Genomic DNA, 20,545 nt, shown 5'->3' on the forward strand with positions numbered 1-20,545 from the left:
CAACAGCAACAGCAACAGCAACAGCAACAGCAACAGCAACAGCAACAGCAACAGCAACAGCAACAGCAACAGCAACAGCAACAAAAGTCTCAAAACGAAGGGAAAGAAGCGCAAGGACAACAGTCACAAAATCAGCAAGATTCTGAAAATAAAAAAGAAAAACAAAAAACGGAACAACATCAACCGCAACGAGATGACAAGCAAGTGAAGGATCAAGGTGAACCAATACAGGCTAAAGCGCATCCCGAAAAAATGCATCAGGATGATCCTGAGTTTCGTCGACTAGAAGCAGTAGAAAGTGCTCGCGACCCAAGCTTTTTGATCCGTGCGCAAATGCAACTTCAAGCGCAACAAAAACAACCTCCACAACAATCTCAAAAGGAGTGGTAAGCCTGTGATGAACAAAGGCGTAAAACTGGTCTTTATTTTTGTGGCCAGCCTAATATCCAGTTTCTCGGTGATGGCACAGACACTTCAAGCTAGTGTGAATAAAACACAAGTAGCCAAGAATGAAGTGATTAACCTCAGAATCATTTCAGATACTGAGCTCAGCTCAGACTCAATCGACTTCAATGTTCTAGAGAAAGACTTCTTCTTAGGTCAACCTCGTTATGGCCGCTCTAGCAATAACATTAACGGAAGAAAATCAGTGCGTACCGAGTGGAGTATCTCAATTGCACCAATGAAAGAAGGTGTTCTGACTATTCCAAGTTTTTCCGCTGATGGTATGAGAACGGAGCCGATCAAACTGCGTGTCAACGCGAGCCAAACAGACCCCAATCTTGATGATCTATTTAGCTTCAATATTACGGTCGACAACAGTACGCTCTACCCTCAGCAATCTGCAACATTACGTATACAACTTCTAATTAAAGCGGACACTCGACGCCTAGATAACCCGCAAATAGTACCTCCGCAGATTAAAGGCATGAAGCTTGAGGCACTGGGTGGCTTACAACAAAGACAGAAGATCTTAAATGGGTTAGAAGTAGCGGTCATAGAGCAGTCGTTTCGCTTAACGGCCAATCAATCAGGCACTTATACCTTGATAGGTCCTAAACTGACCGGTTCTTATATTTATGGCGACAGCTTGACGGGCTCAACCAAAATAATGCCTATCAACACCAAAGCGGAACGCATGCCAATCACGGTCAAACCGATTCCGAGCGAATTTAAAGGTGAATGGCTTCCTGCTTCAGCGTTAGAAATGACACAGAGCTGGCAAGACGATCAAGGTAATCTACTGTCGACTAACGCGATCAACACAGTAAAACAAGGCTCTTCACTCACTCGAACCATTCAAGTTAAGGCTCGCGGTACACAAGCCGAATATCTGCCACGAGTCAATATTAGTTACCCGAGTTCACTGCGCGTGTATCCCGAACAACCTAAGTTCGATAGCGCGAGAGATGGCACCGTTACCATGACGGTGAAGCAAGTCATTATTCCTACAGAGGCCGGGAAATATACCTTACCAGGATACGACTTGAACTGGTGGGACAGTCAAAATGATGAAGCGAAGAAAACAACGTTACCAGAGCTAACATTAGACGTAGAGAAAAATGACACTGGGCTAATCACGTTGCCGGAATCGCCTCTTTCAGCGCCTTTAGTGTCAGCCCCTAGTCCTGAATCAAGCGGCGATGTAAACAGTCTCTGGCGAACATTAACCTTTGTTTTCCTAGGGCTTTGGATAATGACATTGGGAATCGCTATTTGGGCATGGAAAAAGCGGTCAATAACAGCGAGTGGAACGGTTTCAAATACTGAACAACCACTTTGCATCGACGCGCTAAAAAAAGTCATCGAAGAGGGCGATGCTGCGAAAATTGAACGCTCTGTAAATGAGTATTTAACCACTCATCAAGACAGGCTAAACCCTGGCGACGTACAAGCAATTAAGCAAGAGCTTAATGCCATGAATCAAGCGTATTTTAGTGCTAACCAACAACCTTGGAGCCCTGATTCGCTGCTAGCGAAAATTCAAAACCTTGGCAAAGCAAACGTAACAAAAACCGACCACCAGCTCGAAAAGCTATAAATAACTAGATAACAATGGCAGCTCTCATGAGCTGCCAATTCTCTTATCCGGCCAAATTTGCTTTAGCGGTTTTATCTAGAGCACCAACCGCCGCCCCCTTCCCTATCAAGTTGCTCTTATGAACATCACTCACTCAACAAACACTTGGGGCTCGTATTCGTATCGCCTTACACAATTTCGCCCATGATTCTTCGCTTGATAGAGTGCCTTATCCGACAACTGATATAAATGGTCGAAATTAAAGTCTTTGCCTTTCGCTTTATAACAGGAGTAACCGACTGAAACGGTAAGTAACTCCCCTTCTGGGTTATGTCGATGCTTTATCCCCTCGCCCTCGATGCACTGACGAATGCACTCTGCTCTCAGTCGAACCTCCTCTTGCTCAGAACCAATCATGAGCAATGCAAACTCCTCACCTCCGATACGGCAAAAAACTTCATCTTCACCTTTGGTATGATGATCCAAGATATAGCCAATTCGCATCAATGCGATATCGCCTTCGAGATGACCATAGTGATTATTGAATAAGCCAAAATGGTCAATATCAATCAGGATCAGGCCAAACGACATGTCGTCTTCATACTCTAGGGCACAATATTTTTGCATCACATGTTCTAACATGCGGCGATTACCAAGACGCGTCAAAGGATCGAGCTTAGAAAGTACCTCAAGCTGTCGATTGGCTTCCTCTAACTCTTTTGTTCGGTTCTGAACCTCCAGCTCTAAGTTTTCGTTTAGTTCGCGAATCGCCTCTTGAGCTTGAGTACGTTGCAATACTTCAGCTAAGCTGGACGCGAACATACGAATCACTTCACGTAACTGAGAAGTTAAGGGCGCACGTGTCAGCAAATTATCAACAGCGATAAAGGCGATAGGACCACTGCTATTTGAAGTCAATACCGTCATCGCAGCCCAACCAAAGCCAACAATATTACAGTCATGATAAATAGGCACTGATTCTTCAAATGCGACTTCGTTTGGCATTGAGCGAGCCAGATTTATAAGAGAGAAATCTTGGGTTTCGCCAAAGAAGTAAGATTCATCCACCACATTACCTTGAATATCGGTACCCCACGTTCCTTGCATGTAAGAGCAATTTTCATCAGTTAAAAATACCGCCATTCGATCAATACCAAGATTTTTAATGGCGAAAGTGACGGCCGATTTGCATACTCCACTGACAGTAGTGCAACGTGATAACTCAACCATGCTTGAATGCAGCATGCGTACGTTTTGTTCTTGGCGCTTACGAATGTAAATTTGAGAGAAGAGTGAACCAAACGAGTCCAACATCTGTTTTTGATATGCCGTTATCGGCTTACGATGAATAAAGTTATCTAGCGCGAACCACCCAAACGGTTCATTGCCATCGCGTAAAATCAACATCGCATTCCAGCCCTGCCCGATGACCTTGCCTGCTGTGTATATTGGCGCGTCTTCTACAATCACTAAGTTGCTCTCAAGGCTAGATAACGCGGTGATATACTCCTCGCTAAGTTGGTGTAAATCGTATTGTGTGTGAAATTCATCAATCGTAATTCCTGACTCATCCGTGCCGTATGTACCACTGAAGCTGCGCTTTTTCATATCGAGAAGCATCAGTGTAGAGCGATCAAACCCAAGTCGTTCACGTAGCGCTTCGACGGCTTTGTAGTACAAGTCCTTTAAAGAATCAGGATTAGAGATTTCGAGTGCAACTTGCTGAACTAACTTCATATTTTCGATAAAGCGCTCGCGTTGGCTAATCTCATCAACATATTGCGCTTCACGAATATCTCTGTGCCTGATCTCTTTCGAGGCATTTTTTTCAGCACGAATACATTGCCAACGCGCCGCTGCGAGTTGCATTGCGTCGTAACTTTCTTCATAGATATTATGTGCCGTGCGAGCATGTACAGATTGAATCAGTAGGTAGGTACGTTTGATAGGCGTGTTGTCGAGCATCATGATGTAACTATCACCGCCTAAATCTCGGGTGTGATTCCAGTTACAAGTGTTGATCGCCAGAGGTATGATGCTTTCAGAGGTGTCAAACTGACTTGCCCACTCCCAGAATGTCTCAGGATAGTTTTGGGTTGGGTAAAGCTCTCCGCGAGAGAAGCTCATCGAATGACGAGGGTTAATTGAAGGATCTTCAAAAATAGCGAGGGCTTGAGGGGAGAACAGACTCTCTAAATGATCAAAGATTGCCTCCGCTAGCAACCGATGATCCCTCGTTGAAGACACTTTTCTTGTAAAACTTCTTAAACTCACCCTACCAACCTAATCTACTTTTTTATCCTCGATAAAAAACTACTTAGGCCATGATATGCAATCAATACGTTCAAATTTGAGCTGTTAAGTCATTCGCAAAATTATCAGACTTAGTGTTACATTCGAGAGCTCTTCAGCACTTTTAAAGCCATGTTTCACATAAGTTACATGCTTTATAAACTGGGGAGGAAAGTTGTACTCATTTACAAGATTTTTGTGTTGGTAGATGTTTTAAGCCTACGACTTAAAAAGAAAAAGGCCCCTCATCAAGAGGGGCAAAGTTACCATCGCTTATAGTTATTTAGTTATGCTTGTAAATACGGTGGATTAACCGAAATCACCATTTACGTAGCCTTGAGTACGGTCGTCTTGAGGGTTGCTAAAGATCACTTGCGTATCGTTGTGCTCAACCAGTTCACCCATTAGGAAAAACGCAGTGCGGTCAGAGATACGACGCGCCTGTTGCATTGAGTGAGTCACGATAACGATGGTGTAGTTCTTCTTTAGCTCTTCCATCAGTTCTTCGATTTTGTGTGTCGCAATTGGGTCAAGTGCCGACGTTGGCTCATCCATCAGAATCACATCCGGCTCCATCGCGATTGTACGTGCAATACATAAACGTTGCTGCTGACCACCAGAAAGACCGAATGCGTGTGATTTAAGGCGATCTTTCACCTCATCCCAAAGTGCAGCACCGCGCAGCGAACGCTCTACCACTTCATCAATTGTCTTTTTGTCTTTGATACCTTGAGCACGTAAGCCGTAAGCCACGTTCTCGTAAATGCTCATCGGGAATGGGTTTGGCTTTTGGAATACCATGCCGACTTTGATGCGAAGGTCAGCAACATCAATGTTGCCGTAAATATCTTCGCCGTCCATCGCCAATTTACCTGTAATTTTCACGCCTTCGATTAGATCATTCATTCGGTTCAAACAGCGTAGAAGCGTTGATTTTCCGCAACCTGACGGGCCGATAAGTGCAGTTACTTGGCGAACTGGAATTGGTAAGTTGATCGATTTCAGTGCTTGGTTGTCACCGTAGAATAGGTCTAGGTTTTCAATATCAAATTTGTTCATTGTCTTAATCTCTTAATTCTTGAATTCGTGTCTTTTAACGTGCGTTCTTAATTAGTGTTGTTAGTAAGTTGCGGTGTTAAAACGTCTAGCAATCAGTTTCGTTACCATGTTGATCAAGAGAACAACTACGATGAGCACTGTTGCCGTACCGTAAGCCTGATTCCATTCTTCAACGGTAAACAGTTCGGTAGTCAGTTTGTATAGGTGAACGGTTAGCGTACGACCTGAATCCAATAAAGAATCCGGAATACGTGCAACCATACCTGCTGTCAGGAATACTGGAGCAGACTCACCAATGACACGACCAATACTTAGAATGACCGAGGTTAAGATACCTGGCATTGCGCTCGGAAGAATCAAACGCCAGATAGTGTAAATCTTAGAAGCACCGAGGCCATAAGAGCCTTCACGGTACGTTTGTGGTACTGCCATCAACGCTTCTTCCGTTGTACGGATGATAACTGGCAGGATTAGGATACTTAGCGTCAATGCACCCGACAGAATTGAGAAACCAAGGCCAAGAATCGCCACGAAGAAAGTCATACCAAACAGGCCGAAAATGATCGACGGGATACCCGCCAATGACTCGGTACAGAATCGGATGATTTTCACCAAACGACTGCCCACTTTCGCATATTCGGTCAAGTAGATTGCCGTCATGATACCGAGTGGCGCTGCCACTGCGATAGAAGCGATAACCATGTAAATGGTCGCCACAATCATTGGGAAGATACCATGCTCTTCACCTGTGCGCGTATAGTTATCAGTAATGAAGTTCCAATCTACGTGTTGTAGACCGTTTGATAGGATGTACCAGATAATCCAGAACAAAAAGCCTACCGTTAGTGCTGCCGAGATCCAGACAAATGCGTTAAAGACATTATCTTTGAACTGGCGTGCTTTTTTCAGTTTTGCGCGATCCATAATAGTCACCTTTAACGAGCGATTACTTCGCTTTTTCTCGGTTTAGGTACAGTAGTACAGCGTTCAACGACATGATGAAGACCAGAAGTACTACACCTGTAGCGTAAAGTGCGTTCGCGTGAACACCACTTGCGTAAGACATTTCAATAGCGATGTTTGCAGTTAGTGTACGAGCCGAATCCAAGATGCCTTCTGGCATTGCCGGCGCGTTACCCATAACCATGATAATCGCCATGGTCTCACCCAACGCACGACCGATACCCAGTATCACACCTGTCATGATGCCTGAGCGAGCCGCTGGAACGAGCAACTTAAAGATGGTGTAGATTTTCGATGCGCCCAGTGCCAAAGAACCTTCTTTATAAGTACGAGGGACAGCGCGAATAGACGTTTCAGAAACCGTAATTACTGTTGGTAGAATCATCACACCAAGAACAATAATACCGGCCAAGATAGTGTTACCTGCAGGTACATCAAATACCTTCTGAATCAATGGAACGATAATAACCAGACCGAAGAAACCGTAGACCACTGAAGGAATACCGGCTAGCAGCTCAACCGCTGGACGGATGATGTCTGCTAATCGCTTTGGTGCGATTTCAGCGATAAAAATGGCGGTCAGAACACCAATTGGAACCCCAACAATGACAGCACCAGCCGTCGATACGATAGATGCCACAATCATGGTGGCGACACCGTAAAGCGCAGGTGGTAACCAGTTTTGTCCTAAGACAATGCCCGATACGCCTGCTTCTTGGAATGCCGGAATACTCTCTCGAACGATGAAGTATGCAATAACGGCCAATGAAACAATGCCGATTACGGCACTCGTTAGGAACAAGCCGTGGAAGATGCGCTCTTTCCAGTCTACACGACGCTTCTCGCGTAGGCCTGACTTGCTGATAGCTCTAGCGTCAGTATTCATAAGCTTTTCACTATTTGTTGCGATGGTCATTTAAAAATCTCACGGTTCTGGGCAATGCCGTTGAACACAATGGATAGAAAAGGCTCAGCCCTAAACGTTGGGCTGAGCAAACTTTAGAGTCCCGATGGGATTAGTTAACTGAGATGTAACCTTTTTGGTCAACTAGCGCTTGCGCTTCGTCAGTTAGCATCCAGTCTAGGAATTTTTGCGTTTCTGTTGATGGCTTGCCTTCTTTGTAAAGAACAAGGAATGGACGCGCTACTTTGTAAGAACCGTTTTTAACGTTAGCTACCGTTGCATCAACGCCGTCGATTGCTAGCGCATTAACAGTGTTGTCTACAGTACCAAGAGAAATGTAGCCGATTGCGTATGGGTTAGATGCAACCATTGTTTTCAGTGCGCCGTTACCGTTTGCAACTTGAGCACGTTGAGAGATAGCTGATACTTTCTTACCAGAAATCTTCATTTTTAGAGACATGATGTCTTCAAATGCGCCACGAGTACCAGAAGCCGTGTCACGAGTAATGGCTACGATTGGCTTGTCTGCACCACCGACTTCTTTCCAGTTTGATACTCCGCCTTTGTAGATTGCAGTCACTTGCTCGGCTGTTAGACCTGGCAGTTTGTTTTGTGGGTTAACAACCACTGCGATACCATCACGAGCAACCACTTCTTCGATTAGTGTTGATTCTTTTTCAGAGTCTTTTAGATTACGAGAAGACATACCAAGGTCTGCTGAACCATTTTTCGCTGCTTTTACACCAGCTGAAGAACCAGGACCTTGAACTTCGATAAATACGTTAGGGTTCTTCTTCATGTACGTTTCAGAGAAAACTTCCATCAGTGGAGTTACGCTGCTAGAACCCACTGCAGAGATAGTTTCTTTAGCAGAAACAGGAGTCACTGCCATTGCGCCTAGAAGTGCTATTGCACCGATTACTGTCTTTTTCATCACAATTTCCTTAAGTGGCTTTATTGCCGTTGTGTTTCACTTGAACGGTGCTCACTTTAGAATTTGAATATGACAGTTGTGTTTCACTTAGTTGAACCCTCTATGACACGTTGTCATTTCTAACTATTAATTCCGCGACTTATCCCTCTCTCAATTTGAACGTAACGTTTTTATAACGTTGCCTCATGTTCAAGATGATAACCCCATCGATTTTGGTACATTTCATAACAATTAGATATGAGTAACTCATTGATTTGGCAAATATAACAATTAAAATCGAAATGCTTATTTATAAAAAAGATAATAATCAAACCGATAGAGGGTCAATCTCATGCGTCAATTTCTTAGTACGCTTTCTATTAAACTTCAGGTTTTTCTGCCTGTTCTATTCACAGTTATATTACTCATCATTGGACTGAGTGTCGGAATCGGTAAACTCGATCAAGCATTCAATAAGGTTTCGGCTTCCACCCATAAGCTAATCATTCACAAAGAGGAACTTAGCGGCATCGTAGACAACACTTACGCCATGCGCATCAAAGCCATTTATAGTCTATTTAGAGCCGAAGATGTTCAGTCTCTCAACCAAGAGCTTTCTGAGCGACAAAACAAAAACCGCGATTTTCTTAACTCCATAGACAATCTCCCTGGCGTTCAAAATGAAGTCAATGCTATGCGTAAGGCCATGAATCACTATGTTGATTTCACTCGCGTTACCATGACACCTCTGCTCACCACTAAACACTCTTCTGATTACACCACCTCTGATTTCAATCAAAAGTACGAATCTGCAATGGCTGAGTATCGATTAGCTGGCGAAGCGATGATCAACGCCATCGACAAACTATCTAAACAATTGAATCAAATCGTCACCGATGAAGTCGAAACGAATGGCGAACAACATTCAACCACGCTCACTTACAGCGCCGTCTCGCTTGCGGTGATCTTGAGTGCCGCTTCACTTATTAGTTGGGTACTCGCCAGCTACATCGTTGCGCCGATTCGTAACCTTCAAGTAACGATGCAGGAAGTCGCGAAGGGAAACCTACTAGTTAAGGCCGAAGCCATCGGGAAAAACGAAGTGTCTCAGCTGGCTCGAGATGTAAACCAGACCATAGAAAAACTGCGTGAAACTGTAAGCGCATTGGTTCGCATTAGTGAAGATGTGGCATCAGCATCAACCGAGTTAGCAACTGTTATGACTCAAAGCAGCGTCAACTCGGATCAAGAAAAGCAAGAAGTTGAGCAAGTAGCCTCGGCGATCAATCAGCTAGAGTCGACCGCAGCTGAAGTATCGACCAATGCACAAGAAGCCGATAGTGCATCAAATCAAGCACGTACGTTAACCTCACAAAGTATAAGCATGTTTGGGGAAAGTACTCGCGCAAGTGAAAAGATGGCGGAACAACTTAACGAAGCCGCTGCCGTCGTGACTTCGCTAAAAGATCAATCAGAACACATTGGTCGCGTGATCGAAGTGATTGAAGGTATTTCTGAGCAAACGAATCTACTTGCACTGAATGCAGCGATTGAAGCTGCACGGGCGGGCGAAAGTGGCAGAGGCTTTGCGGTAGTCGCCGATGAAGTACGTATGCTGGCAGCGCGAACTCAGGAGTCCACCAAAGAGATCCAAACCATTATAGAAGAGCTACAGCAACAATCTGGTCATGCAAATGAAAGTATGCATTCCAGCTTAGCCATGTTGTCAGACAACCAAGCTCTGACACAAGAAGTTAGCCAATCACTTGCTAATATCAGTAATGCTATCGCCGATCTGAACTCAATCAACACTCAAGTTGCAACCGCATCAGAAAAGCAGAAGCAGGTCACGGCTGATATCAACAACAACTTAACGAACATCTATGAACTAGTGAGCCAGAACGTCACTGGTATCACTCAATCAGCCGCGGCAGCGCAAGAGTTGTCTGGTTTAGCAGAAAACCAAAAACATCAGCTTAAGCAGTTCCAAGTTTAAATACTCTGCTCAACACGATAAGTTCCAAAGGTTAGAAAAGAAAAAGCTCCGCACTGGCGGAGCCTATCATAAAGGCAAAGCTATCAACCCTTATTAACGTAATAATTATTATTCATCTGTCACTAACAAGAGAGAGCTTTTGAAACTTGAGTTTAACGGATCTCTATTGAAAACCTCACCATTAGTCGTATCAAAAGTTGCAACATGCTTACCGTCGCCATTAGGTGTGTTGCTCCAGACATAACGCCCTAGAACATCATCTCCATCTTTCAGACTATAGCCGCTAGCAAACCCTGTACTATTTATGGCTGGGCTGTGGCAAGCTCGCTCAGTTAGAGATACTAGCTCTTTGATATTTGCTAGTCGCCAATTTTTTTTTGTCAGCAAAATTGTGAAGAGGATGGTTGCCGTCCTTATTACGAATTTGTTTGGCTGTGGAGAGAGCGAGTTGCCATGACATTGTAGATCGCGTCCCCTGGCATTCTTGGTTTCCTACATTCCATGTCATACCAACTGGACAGCGCATCCATGTTAGACCTGTTTTCAGGTCAGTTACGGTACCGCTCTCAGAATATGTATAACGCGTGTTAGGTGCCGTTTTAGCAAAGTCAGTAGAACACTCTTGTGCAGCTATTGCAGTTTGAGAAGCCAAAGTAAGAGATAGTACAGTTATTAATTTCTTCATCTTATTGCCCCTTAACTGCGACTAGACGGATTGGGAATTGGTAAGAATCATCGGCACCCGCACTTGTGTTGCTTGATCGAATCTCGACGTATGAAATAGTGCCTCTATCTTTGCCCCGGGAGACAATCGCAGGGAAATAAATCTCGCCATCAATAAGTTGTGATGATGCATTCGTAAACTTAAAATCGCTATGCCAAAATGCACCATATCCTAAATAAGGGCTACCTATGGTTTGCTGTGGAAAGTATTTAACATTAAAACCATAGACGTTGTATTTTGCATATTCATCGTTCGGAGCAAACAGTGTTTGTTCACCAAAGTCTAGTAAGTCATAAGTCTCACGGTAAGTAGGCAAGCGCCAACCAGTGATTCCACATAACGATTGTTTGTTTATGTACTGAACATATTGGCTAGTGGTACAAACTTCATCACCAGCGTCTTTACAACCTGCAAGCTCTACATCTTTGCTAAATGGCTTAAATGTTTCAGACTCAAACGCAAATAGGCGATCTTTAAATTGAACTGAGCTCGCATCCGCACTTTTGTTTTCCCAAACAAGACCAGTACGCTCGTCCATAGTACAAGCCCACTCAGTCGCATCTGCAGCTAAAGCTGCACCTTGTGAATCTAGCTTAACGAACTTAAAGCCAGCGCCTGTCGACGTTTGCTTGTCCTCTTTGTCGAAGCCGTATTCTGCATCTTGACCAGGGTAAGACGCTTGAACCTCAGCAACGTCTGCTGCTCCTTCAGCAAAATAAAGAACGGCGCCCGTATCGTTACTACCAACCGTTTGTTCAGCAACCGCTACAATTTCTTCAGCAAATGCACTTACTTCCGCTTCAGACAGAAGATCAGAGGCCAACGATTTACCTTGAAAGCTAAGATTTTGAGCAAGCAGCGCTACGCCTTTGATCATTTGCTTTGGTTGCATCGCAGCTAATAGCACAACCGTGTTTTGCTCTAGCTTGTCTAGCTCGCTAGCTTCTGCGTTAGACATCACCGTACCAGAAAGAGAAACGCCGGCATCGGCGAGTTGCGCTTTCACAATCTCTTCAGCTTGAGCAACGGTTTTACCGTCAATTACAAGACCCGCGAGCAACGTTGTTACACCATTGACCGTGTTACCCGTTGCTAAATTTTGACCCGGAGCCGCAAGACGCAACGTTTGGTTTGAACCTTGATCAACTTGAGCAAGAATGGTGCTGGTTAGTACGTTTTTGTCGCTTGAAGTCAGGCTAAATTTACCGGCATTATCCGTTTTAGCACTCGGTTCAGTGGAATCACAAACGTAGTTTTGGTTTAAATCGATACATACTGGCGTATCAAGAAGTGTACCTGCAGAAACGATGGTGCCAGCTACATCATAGGTCGGTGCCGACGTGTCACCACCAGAACCTCCGCCACAGCCAGCAAGGGCTAGTGACATAGCAACGAAAGAATATTGAAACTTCATAGATTTTATCTTCTTTTGATTTTAATTAACGAGAGCGAATCACTCTCACCATTGAAAGCAGGACAAGTCCTAACAAGGTCCAAGGCGAACCACTGCCACCTGAATCACCGCCACTGCTTTCTTTAGTGGTATCAGCACTACACTGATACTGAGCAAAGTGACTCACACCCCACTCTTTCAACACCCCAGAATTCCCTGACACGCGGTCAGACACTTCGAGACGCCAAGTACCCCAACTCGGTTGACCGACAAGTGCTCGTAACTCCTCGTCATACTGAGCGGTGAAGTAACCTTTAAATCCTTTGGTATTGCTTGATTGATGACTAAGTAGCACGACCGATTTGCCTTGTGGAGACACAAGCGTCACTTGCAGATCCTGCAGTGAGTCATGTTCGATGTTCAGGTAAACCGCAAACGAATCATCAATCGTGAGTGACTTGTCCGATAGCGTCTGAGAGAACAGCCTGTCGCCCTGCTCTGGCAAAGCGGAATTCACTGATTGAGGCTGGATATCAAGCTCTGGCGTACCATTAACCAGCATCACCTGTTCACTCCACTGGTGAGTCTTTAAACCTTCTGCAAATTGGTAATCCAATGAAATAGAGGAATCGAATTGCGTGCCACACGTCAGACCGCTTGGTAACCCCACCTTCATAGAGGTCGAATCAGAAAGCGTTTCATCAAAGTCGAAAACGGATGCGTTGTTTAGCTGCCATTGCCCTTTGATGCTCGCTTCGCGGCCAGTTTGGCTCAGACTCACACCAACGTCTTCACCTTGTCCGATGTATCGAGCGTCATAGCGAACACGAAGAGGGGCTTTAAGTAAGTTGTGTTTGTTGAAGCTGTCCGTCAGGAATTGGGCGTAATCTTTATTTGGGAACAAGGTGTTTGCGGCAAACACGGTCGATTCCGCCAGATCATGCATTTTCACGCCACGACCAATGCCGTACATGCCTTCAAGTACAATGGCGTCAAACTCACGGAACACGTTATCGGTATCATCACCGTATCGTTCAACCGATGCTTTAAGCGCTTGAAACAGTGGCGTTGACCATAGCTCGTCGCCTAGTTCACCACCTACGCTAACGTGCGCTGGATACTCTGAGCCCTCGAAGTAACGCGCTCTTTGGTTCCATAAGCTACGAGTTGTTTTGCGTGTTCCGAACACACCGTCCCAGTTGAACACCGTATCTAACTCGAATTCTTGACCACGACGCGAAGCATCCAAATATTGAGTGCGGTAGCTCGCGCTGCCTGCCCAGTAATCAGCAAAACCTTCTGCGATAGCACCAGTGTGACCGTACGCCCAATCCGGTACGATTTGGTAATGAATGCCATGCCCAAGTTCGTGTATCACTACATCAGCATCGACTGCATCCGGAGAAACACCACCGACACCCAGCATGAGTGCTTTCGGACCGTAATAGTAAGTAGAGTTATCTTTTGATAAACCGCGAGCATCAAAACGAAGCGGTTCGTCAAACAAGTCGTAAATCAGGCTTGTCAGATATTGGATCGAGCTATCAAGATGATAAAAAGCCATCAACTGTGGGAACGCATTGTCACCAAACTCGGTGCTTTGCATCTCATCAACACTGTCAAATGCTTGAACCCCTTCTGCGCTGAGGAAGTCCAACGTATCGAGTACAGGCGCTTCACCAGGTGCAGGGGCTGCAAATAAACCCGTCGCATCCACTTGCTTTAATCTTGGGTTAGAGAGGTAGAACTTACCGCCGGACTTTAAAACCTCGATCGACTTGGTGACGTACTCGATCGGCTGAGGGTAATCGGACAGTGCTGACCACGTCGATTCTGGTGCCGCTTGCTGTTGCATGGTGCGAAGATCTGGGTTGAATAAAGAAACCTCAACATTAACCAGACTTCCAGAGCTCAAAGCAGGTGGCTCTTGTGCTTGCAGTTGGCGAGGTGATTCCAATTCCATTGCAACCGTTGGTTTACCGTTGCGAATGATCGTATCTTCAAGGCTCTTAAACACTCGCACAACGTGATGATTTTTATCGGTTGTTACTACGAGGGTGCGCTGTGCTTGATATTCACCGTTTACCCAAACATCAAAATTGTAATGCTCACCAAGCTGAGACTGGGTTTTGTAACGGAACTTAAACTCGCCAGCTTCTGAGTAGTGGCTGTCTAGATAAGTTTTCGCTTGCGCTTCATTCGTTACCACAGAGTCCGTTGCGGGATAATCCCACTCTGCAGCCTGCGCCGCAGGGGTACAAGCAATAAGCAGCGAAAACGCCAATGGTTTTAGCTTCATGATTTCGTCCTAGAATTCGTATTTTGCAGTCAGCGTGAAGTAGCGCCCAGGCTCAGTTGAGTAACGCTTACTTTCCTCAGCGATACCCGCTACGTCTTGGTATCGGATGTACTCTTTGTCGAACAGGTTGACGATATTTGCGCTAACACGAAGGTCTTTGGAAACGTAGTAAGTTGCGCCAAGATCAAACGTATTCCACGCGCTTGTCTGCGCACACTCTGTCGCTAGACCAAGTGTGGTCTGGCATTTAGGAACGCGATCCATGGCAGCGGCCCAGTTCCAAGCCACGTAAGCGTTGAAGTCTTGGTTGGCGTATTTCAGTTGAGCATTACCTTCGAATGGCGTAATGCTTCGAACGTATTCGCCTTCCGCGTCTTTGCCATCTACGTAGCCAAACTTAGTGCTGATGTCCCATTGTTTGGTGAGCGCGTACCCCGCAGAAAGCTCTGCGCCATAAGTCTCTACGCCATCAAGGTTTTGGTACTGTTTGATGTAATTACCAGTGCTTGAGTCAAAGCCTGTGGTCACAACATCGATGAAGTTTTCAAACTTGTTGTAGAACACAGACGCATAGACATGCGCACGACCGTTATCGAACTTGTTACCAATTTCAAATGAGTCGGAAGTTTCAGCTTCTAGATCCATGTTTGGTGCAATTACAAACGGCGTGAGCGGCACAAAGTCGTGGCTTACGAAGCCATACGCTTTATCGTATTCCGGAGCACGGTAACCATGGTTATAAGATACATAAGCAATGTTGTTGGCAAACATTTCACGAGAAACCGACAGGCTTGGAGATACCTCTGAGCTATCCATGTCTTTTAATGGGAAGCCGCCCACTTCACCCGCACCGTCTGGCGTGAGACGGTGCGCATCAAAGCGTAGGCCACCTGTGATGGTCCATTTATCCAGTTCCACCATGTCTCGAACGTACAAACCAATGTTATAAGCACGAGCAGGAGCGAAAGGTTGTTTGGTCGAAGGTGTTACTCCGTTCCAATCAATCTTGGAGTCGCTATCTGTGCGTTCGTAATAGTCAGTAGAAAGCTCGACACCGTAAGCCAATTGGTGCTCAGCATTTGCTGCATAAATCGTATTAGTGAAATCGCCACGGAAGCCAATTGTTTCGTCAATGAAGGTTTTGTGTTCCAGCTCGCGACGCTTGGTGATCAAACCATTGTGATCCACTTGGCGCATTAAACGGTTGGTGTCTTCCACCACTTCGGTGTGACGCCAGTAAACTTTGGTATCCAACTCTTCGAACCAAGTTGGATTAATCGGAGTCACCTCTGCACCAATATAAGCGCTGTACTCTTCTGTGGTTTCATCCTCAGCAAAGTCTTCAATATGCCAGATGCCATCAGGTTGAATGGACGGTGAACCCTCCAAACGCTCTTGATTCTGGGTGTAGAGTTCCGCTTTGGCTTTCAACATCACCTCTTCATTGAAAAAGTGGTTGATCGTATAAGCACCGCTGTAACCATCTAGGTCGCGGTTATACAAATCTTCATCAAAGTTACGTGTCTCTTGCCCCTGCCAGTATGAAACGTTAAACAAACTCTCTGTATCACCGGAACGAAAAGCTAGATTACTCGTGCCTTTGTACTTGTTGCTGATATCGGTGTAAGTACCGGAAACATCGGTGTAGAAGTCTTTGTCTTTTAAGAAATCACCCGGCTGACTGGATTCTAAAATCACCACACCGCCGATCGCGCCAGAGCCATGCACCGAAGAACTTGCCCCTTTAATGATTTGCAGCGATTCAAAATTGGATAAATCAAAAGTATCTCTCCCAACTGCATCATTAATGTCATTCGCACCGAAGCCATCCGCAGAACGAATGCCATCACGAACGATCATAATGCGGTTACCCGTCATACCACGGATGGTAATGTTTTGCGGACGTCCTGCACCGCCCGTCACACTTACACCAGGTTCGTTACGCAGCACGTCATATAGCTCGGTCTCGCCTCTTTCTTCGATTTGCTCGTTTGTGATAACCGCGACACTACCTGCCACTTTTGACAATGGCTGATCGATTTTATTGGCGGTTACCACCACCTCTTCCATTGAGAAAACCTTAGATTCGGCGTGCACTTGACTGGCAGCAAGTACCGAAAGTACTGCCGCTGACACTGGGGTAAGCTTCATTTACTGCTCCGCTTTAGATGTTTTAATGAGTGATAGTAGAAATGCGTATTCTTTTGCTTGTTGTTCTTGCGCTTGTCGTGGGTCCATTTGGTGGCCCGAATTAAAATCAGTTTGCAACAAGTACGGCCCGTTGTGCTCACTTAACGCTGAAACTTTAGCCAGATACTTTGCGCCTTCCCAATATGGCACGCGCTGATCAATTAAACCGACTTGAACCAACATGGGTGGGTAAGCGTTTTTATGGATATTGAGAATCGGATCGTACGCCTTCATTAACGCCAATTGTTCAGGTTTGGTTGGGTTACCCCATTCGCCATACTGCTGTGTGGTAAGCGGAAGTGAGGTATCCGACATACTTGCAACCACATCAACAAAAGGCACTTTAAGTACGACACCTGAAAACAATTTAGGATCTTGATTAACCGCTCCGGCCACCAACGTACCACCAGCACTAGAACCGATGGCGAAAACCTCTCTATTGCCACGTTCGAATGTTTGCAGCGCCTTCGCGGCCGCGACAAAATCACCAATAGAATTGGCTTTTCGCACACCACGGCCTTGCTCGTGCCATTCATCGCCAAAGTACCCACCGCCACGGACATGGGCGATAGCGTAAATCACACCTTGGTCGAGTAAACTGATAACCTGAGGCATAAAGTACGGTTTCATCGTAAAACCATACGCGCCGTAACCGTAAATCATCACAGGAGATTGTGGGTGCAATTTGTCTTTGCGATACGCCAAAGAGACCGGGACAGAAACGCCGTCGTGCTTAATAAAAATACGTTGGGATACATAACGCTGACTATCAAAGTCTTGGTAAGCATCTTGAGAGTACAAGGATTTATTCAGCGTTTTTACATCGAACTCTTCCCACTGAGGAGGCGTAGTCATCGACATGCTTCGGATACGAATTTTGTTTGATTCAAAATCGCCCAATGTGCTTAGCCAAGCGACATTACCATCGTGTTCCAATGGCAGTATCACTTTTTCCTGCCCTTGGTAAGAATACACCGTCAATGTCGACAAGTTGTTTGGCTTACTAAGTGCCACAACTCCTGCATCATAAAGGTAGAACTGTTCAAGCGGCTCACGAGGATTGGTAAAGCGTTGCCATGTTGCGCCAAGCGGTGCGAGTTCGGCTTGGTAAAGGGCGAACTTTCCTTCCAGGTTGCTTTTAAGATAAATATAACCTTTCGCCACATCCGCGTAATATTCCACACCCACTTCAGGCTTTCGCAATGAATCTGAGACAGTGCCCGTTTCTAGGTCGACAAGCTTCTGCTCTGTTGTTGACTCGTTGTTGCTTTGCAGCACAGCATAACGGCTATCTGCCGCACGATAGAAAGAAAGTAACCAATCTGACTTGGGTTCATTCCATAGGACTGTTTTTGCCAAAGATTCAGTGGAGATACGTAAGATCTGATGAGGTCGCTGGGTGCGCTTTTCTTTTGCAACGAGGAATGCCACTTTCCCGTTAGGTGACAACAATACGCCACTATCGACGTGCGTCGCCAGTTCCGTAGATTGACCGGAGAGTAAATCAACAACCACAGCACGATATTGTTCGCTGCCGTCGATATCTTCCGTGAAAAGGAGCGTGTCACCATTCACTTGCCATTGACCAAGTTGGTAGTACTGATGCGCAGATTGTCGTTCATCGAAATCGAACACCACGTTTTCTGGTGCATGTTGACTCGCACGGGATAATAGTAAGTAACGACCATCGCGACGCATTAGCGTCCACTCTCTTCCACTCACGATCGACCATGGCTTATCACCTTTGTCTGCCACAATGGTATCCCACTGCGTTAGTAGGTTTTTTGTCAACGTCTGATAACTTTTTTGGTGCTGTTCAGTTTTGTGGTTTTGTTCTGTTAGGTAGGTAAGAACTCGCTCATCTTTACGAGCATCATCTCGAAGCCAGTTGAAATCATCAGCAGCAAAGCCAGAACTAGAGGTAATTATGAGCCCTAAAAAAACATGAGTAAATTTCATATAGAGAGCGAATTCATTTATAGGATTAATACAATGGCGCGTATTCTGCCCTTAAATAAAAATGAGATCAATTATCATTTTCATAATCATATGAGATTTTTATCTAGTGTGTGAGGAAAAACGTTTGCTTTGACCGAGGTTATAAAACTTAATAACTTCCTAAATTAGCGTTCTATGCTGTTTATATACAACCAGACAGATATAAAAGCTGACTAACGAGTGAGTATGGAAAGACGCTATTTCACCTAGCGACAGACATAAAAAATCCGAGTGCGAACACTCGGATTTTTAAGAACTAAAATCAATGGGAAACTACAGCAGCTTTTACTCTTCAGAGCTCGGTGCCGCTGGTTTTTTCTTAGGGATGAAGACATCATCACCCACAGATACGTTTTTGTAGAAGCTCTTGTCACGCTTAGCTGGTTTTTTCGCCGATTTTTTCGCTTGAGGGCGAGCTTTCTTTGCGGTCGCTTTCTTATTGCGGAAATCTGGTTTAGGTGGCTTAAGGCCTTTAAACTTACCTTTCAAATCTTCGAACAATGAAAACTCAAGATCTTGTTGTAGGTATGCTTCTACACGTTTAAAGCTATCCCAGTCTTTTGGACCAACAAGAGAGATTGCATCCCCTTTATTTCCAGCACGACCAGTACGACCAACTCGGTGTACGTATTCTTCGGTATGCTTTGGCATATCGAAGTTGATGACGTGTGTCACAGTTGCAATATCCAAACCGCGGGAAGCAACATCAGTCGTTACAAGGATCTTAAATACTGCGCGCTCAAACTGACTCATAATGGTGTTACGTTGAGTCTGGTTCAAGTTACCACTTAGTGCTACAGCCTTCAGTTTCTTTTCGTTCAGCTTTTCTGTTAGTCGCTCAGTATCATCACGCGTTGCCGTAAAGATAATAACTTGACGGTATTCAGCCTCAGAAAGAACACGATCTAAAATTGCCTCTTTATGATCTAGGTGATCACACAAGTAAAATTTTTGCGTGATATCTTTATGTTCTTCGTTAGAAACGCCGATAGCAATTCGCTTTGGCGCATTGAGCATTTCAGCCGCGATTTCATTGACGTCTGCATGATCTAATGTCGCAGAGAACATCAACGTTTGACGACGACGATGCTTGGCTGCTTTATGAATGCGACGAAGCTCTGGTGCAAAGCCCAAATCCAACATACGGTCTGCTTCGTCCAGAATTAGCGTTTCCAAACCATCCAGATAAAGCGAACGGTGCTCTAAGTGATCAGCCAAACGTCCTGGTGTCGCCACGATAAATTTCGGGTAACGACGCAGAGCTTTTACTTGATCGTTAAAGTTCTCACCACCCAAAATCAGTGCTGCTTCATAAGATAGGCCAGCTAGCATAGAACGAAGCTCACCATATACTTGTTTCGCTAGCTCACGAGTAGGAGCAAGGATTACCGCGCGAGGGTCTTTCGCAGAAAACGATTTTGTCTTTAAAGACTTATGAAGCATTGGCAATACAAACGCCAAAGTCTTGCCCGAACCTGTTTTCGAAGATGCCAATAGATCCTTGCCTGCAATCGCAACAGGAATCGCCTGCTGCTGAATGTCAGTCGCTTTTTTAAAATCGTAGTGTTTTAGGTTCTTCAACAATCGGTTGTCTAGGCCTAGATCTTTAAATTGCAAAGTATTCTCCAATAAATCAGTCAGCGTCTGAGCGCTCTGTAGTGTCGTTTCCGCTCTAACGCAGCAAAAAAATAAAGCTCGGTATAATACCGCAAATCATAGGAGTATAGATAGAGATCACACAAACTAATTCCCGGTGGTAACGGTAAAACATCATTTGTGGCTCAGTTCAGAGTA

General features: G+C 45.1%; 12 protein-coding genes and 2 pseudogenes. 3 read left to right on the top strand and 11 right to left on the bottom strand.

The features are described 5' to 3' along the window. Positions 1-390: pseudogene (locus tag R7Z77_RS13825) on the top strand (hypothetical protein); the annotation flags it as partial. Between the two features lie 4 nt (positions 391-394). Then, the gene (locus R7Z77_RS13830) at positions 395-2,041 is read left to right on the top strand and encodes a BatD family protein (RefSeq protein ID WP_169644579.1); all 1,647 of its coding nucleotides are present in this window, start codon (positions 395-397) and stop codon (positions 2,039-2,041) included. Between the two features lie 129 nt (positions 2,042-2,170). Here R7Z77_RS13830 and R7Z77_RS13835 read toward each other — a convergent pair whose 3' ends face one another. The 5 genes from R7Z77_RS13835 to R7Z77_RS13855 all read right to left on the bottom strand — a co-directional run bounded on the left by R7Z77_RS13835 (position 2,171) and on the right by R7Z77_RS13855 (position 8,172). Then, positions 2,171-4,294 (bottom strand): GGDEF domain-containing protein, encoded by a 2,124-nt coding sequence (locus tag R7Z77_RS13835; RefSeq protein ID WP_049812045.1) that lies wholly within the window; start codon positions 4,292-4,294, stop codon positions 2,171-2,173. Positions 4,295-4,621: 327 nt separating this feature from the next. Then, the gene (pstB, locus tag R7Z77_RS13840) at positions 4,622-5,371 is read right to left on the bottom strand and encodes a phosphate ABC transporter ATP-binding protein PstB (RefSeq protein WP_005375156.1); all 750 of its coding nucleotides are present in this window, start codon (positions 5,369-5,371) and stop codon (positions 4,622-4,624) included. Positions 5,372-5,431: 60 nt separating this feature from the next. Continuing rightward, a complete protein-coding gene (gene pstA / locus R7Z77_RS13845; RefSeq protein WP_005383923.1) occupies positions 5,432-6,295 on the bottom strand; it encodes a phosphate ABC transporter permease PstA in 864 nt (287 codons plus the stop codon). Positions 6,296-6,317: 22 nt separating this feature from the next. After that, a complete protein-coding gene (pstC, locus tag R7Z77_RS13850; protein WP_005375154.1) occupies positions 6,318-7,250 on the bottom strand; it encodes a phosphate ABC transporter permease subunit PstC in 933 nt (310 codons plus the stop codon). A gap of 100 nt (positions 7,251-7,350) precedes the next feature. Next, complete coding sequence (locus tag R7Z77_RS13855; RefSeq protein ID WP_213961264.1) at positions 7,351-8,172, bottom strand: phosphate ABC transporter substrate-binding protein; 822 nt, start codon at positions 8,170-8,172, stop codon at positions 7,351-7,353. A gap of 331 nt (positions 8,173-8,503) precedes the next feature. Between R7Z77_RS13855 and R7Z77_RS13860 the strand changes: the two genes are divergently transcribed. After that, complete coding sequence (locus R7Z77_RS13860; protein ID WP_318136715.1) at positions 8,504-10,147, top strand: methyl-accepting chemotaxis protein; 1,644 nt, start codon at positions 8,504-8,506, stop codon at positions 10,145-10,147. 108 nt (positions 10,148-10,255) lie between these two features. Here R7Z77_RS13860 and R7Z77_RS13865 read toward each other — a convergent pair. The 6 genes and pseudogenes from R7Z77_RS13865 to R7Z77_RS13890 all read right to left on the bottom strand — a co-directional run bounded on the left by R7Z77_RS13865 (position 10,256) and on the right by R7Z77_RS13890 (position 20,380). Beyond that, positions 10,256-10,832, bottom strand: a pseudogene (locus R7Z77_RS13865) (DUF1566 domain-containing protein). A 1-nt stretch (position 10,833) separates the two neighbouring features. Continuing rightward, positions 10,834-12,285 carry a DUF1566 domain-containing protein gene (locus tag R7Z77_RS13870; RefSeq protein WP_171344174.1) on the bottom strand — a complete coding sequence of 484 codons (1,452 nt, stop codon included), beginning with the start codon at positions 12,283-12,285 and terminating at the stop codon, positions 10,834-10,836. Positions 12,286-12,310: 25 nt separating this feature from the next. Then, positions 12,311-14,563: a proprotein convertase P-domain-containing protein gene (locus R7Z77_RS13875; protein WP_186585114.1), complete on the bottom strand. Its 2,253-nt coding sequence runs from the start codon at positions 14,561-14,563 to the stop codon at positions 12,311-12,313. 9 nt (positions 14,564-14,572) lie between these two features. After that, a complete protein-coding gene (locus R7Z77_RS13880; RefSeq protein ID WP_186585112.1) occupies positions 14,573-16,714 on the bottom strand; it encodes a TonB-dependent hemoglobin/transferrin/lactoferrin family receptor in 2,142 nt (713 codons plus the stop codon). Then, entirely contained in the window at positions 16,715-18,712 is a 1,998-nt protein-coding gene (locus R7Z77_RS13885; protein ID WP_213967603.1) for a prolyl oligopeptidase family serine peptidase, read from the bottom strand. Between the two features lie 324 nt (positions 18,713-19,036). Beyond that, on the bottom strand, positions 19,037-20,380 hold the full coding sequence (locus R7Z77_RS13890) for a DEAD/DEAH box helicase (RefSeq protein ID WP_017820508.1): 1,344 nt from the start codon (positions 20,378-20,380) through the stop codon (positions 19,037-19,039). Positions 20,381-20,545: the final 165 nt, after the last annotated feature.

The sequence above is a fragment of the Vibrio sp. 1401 genome (genome assembly GCF_033340295.1).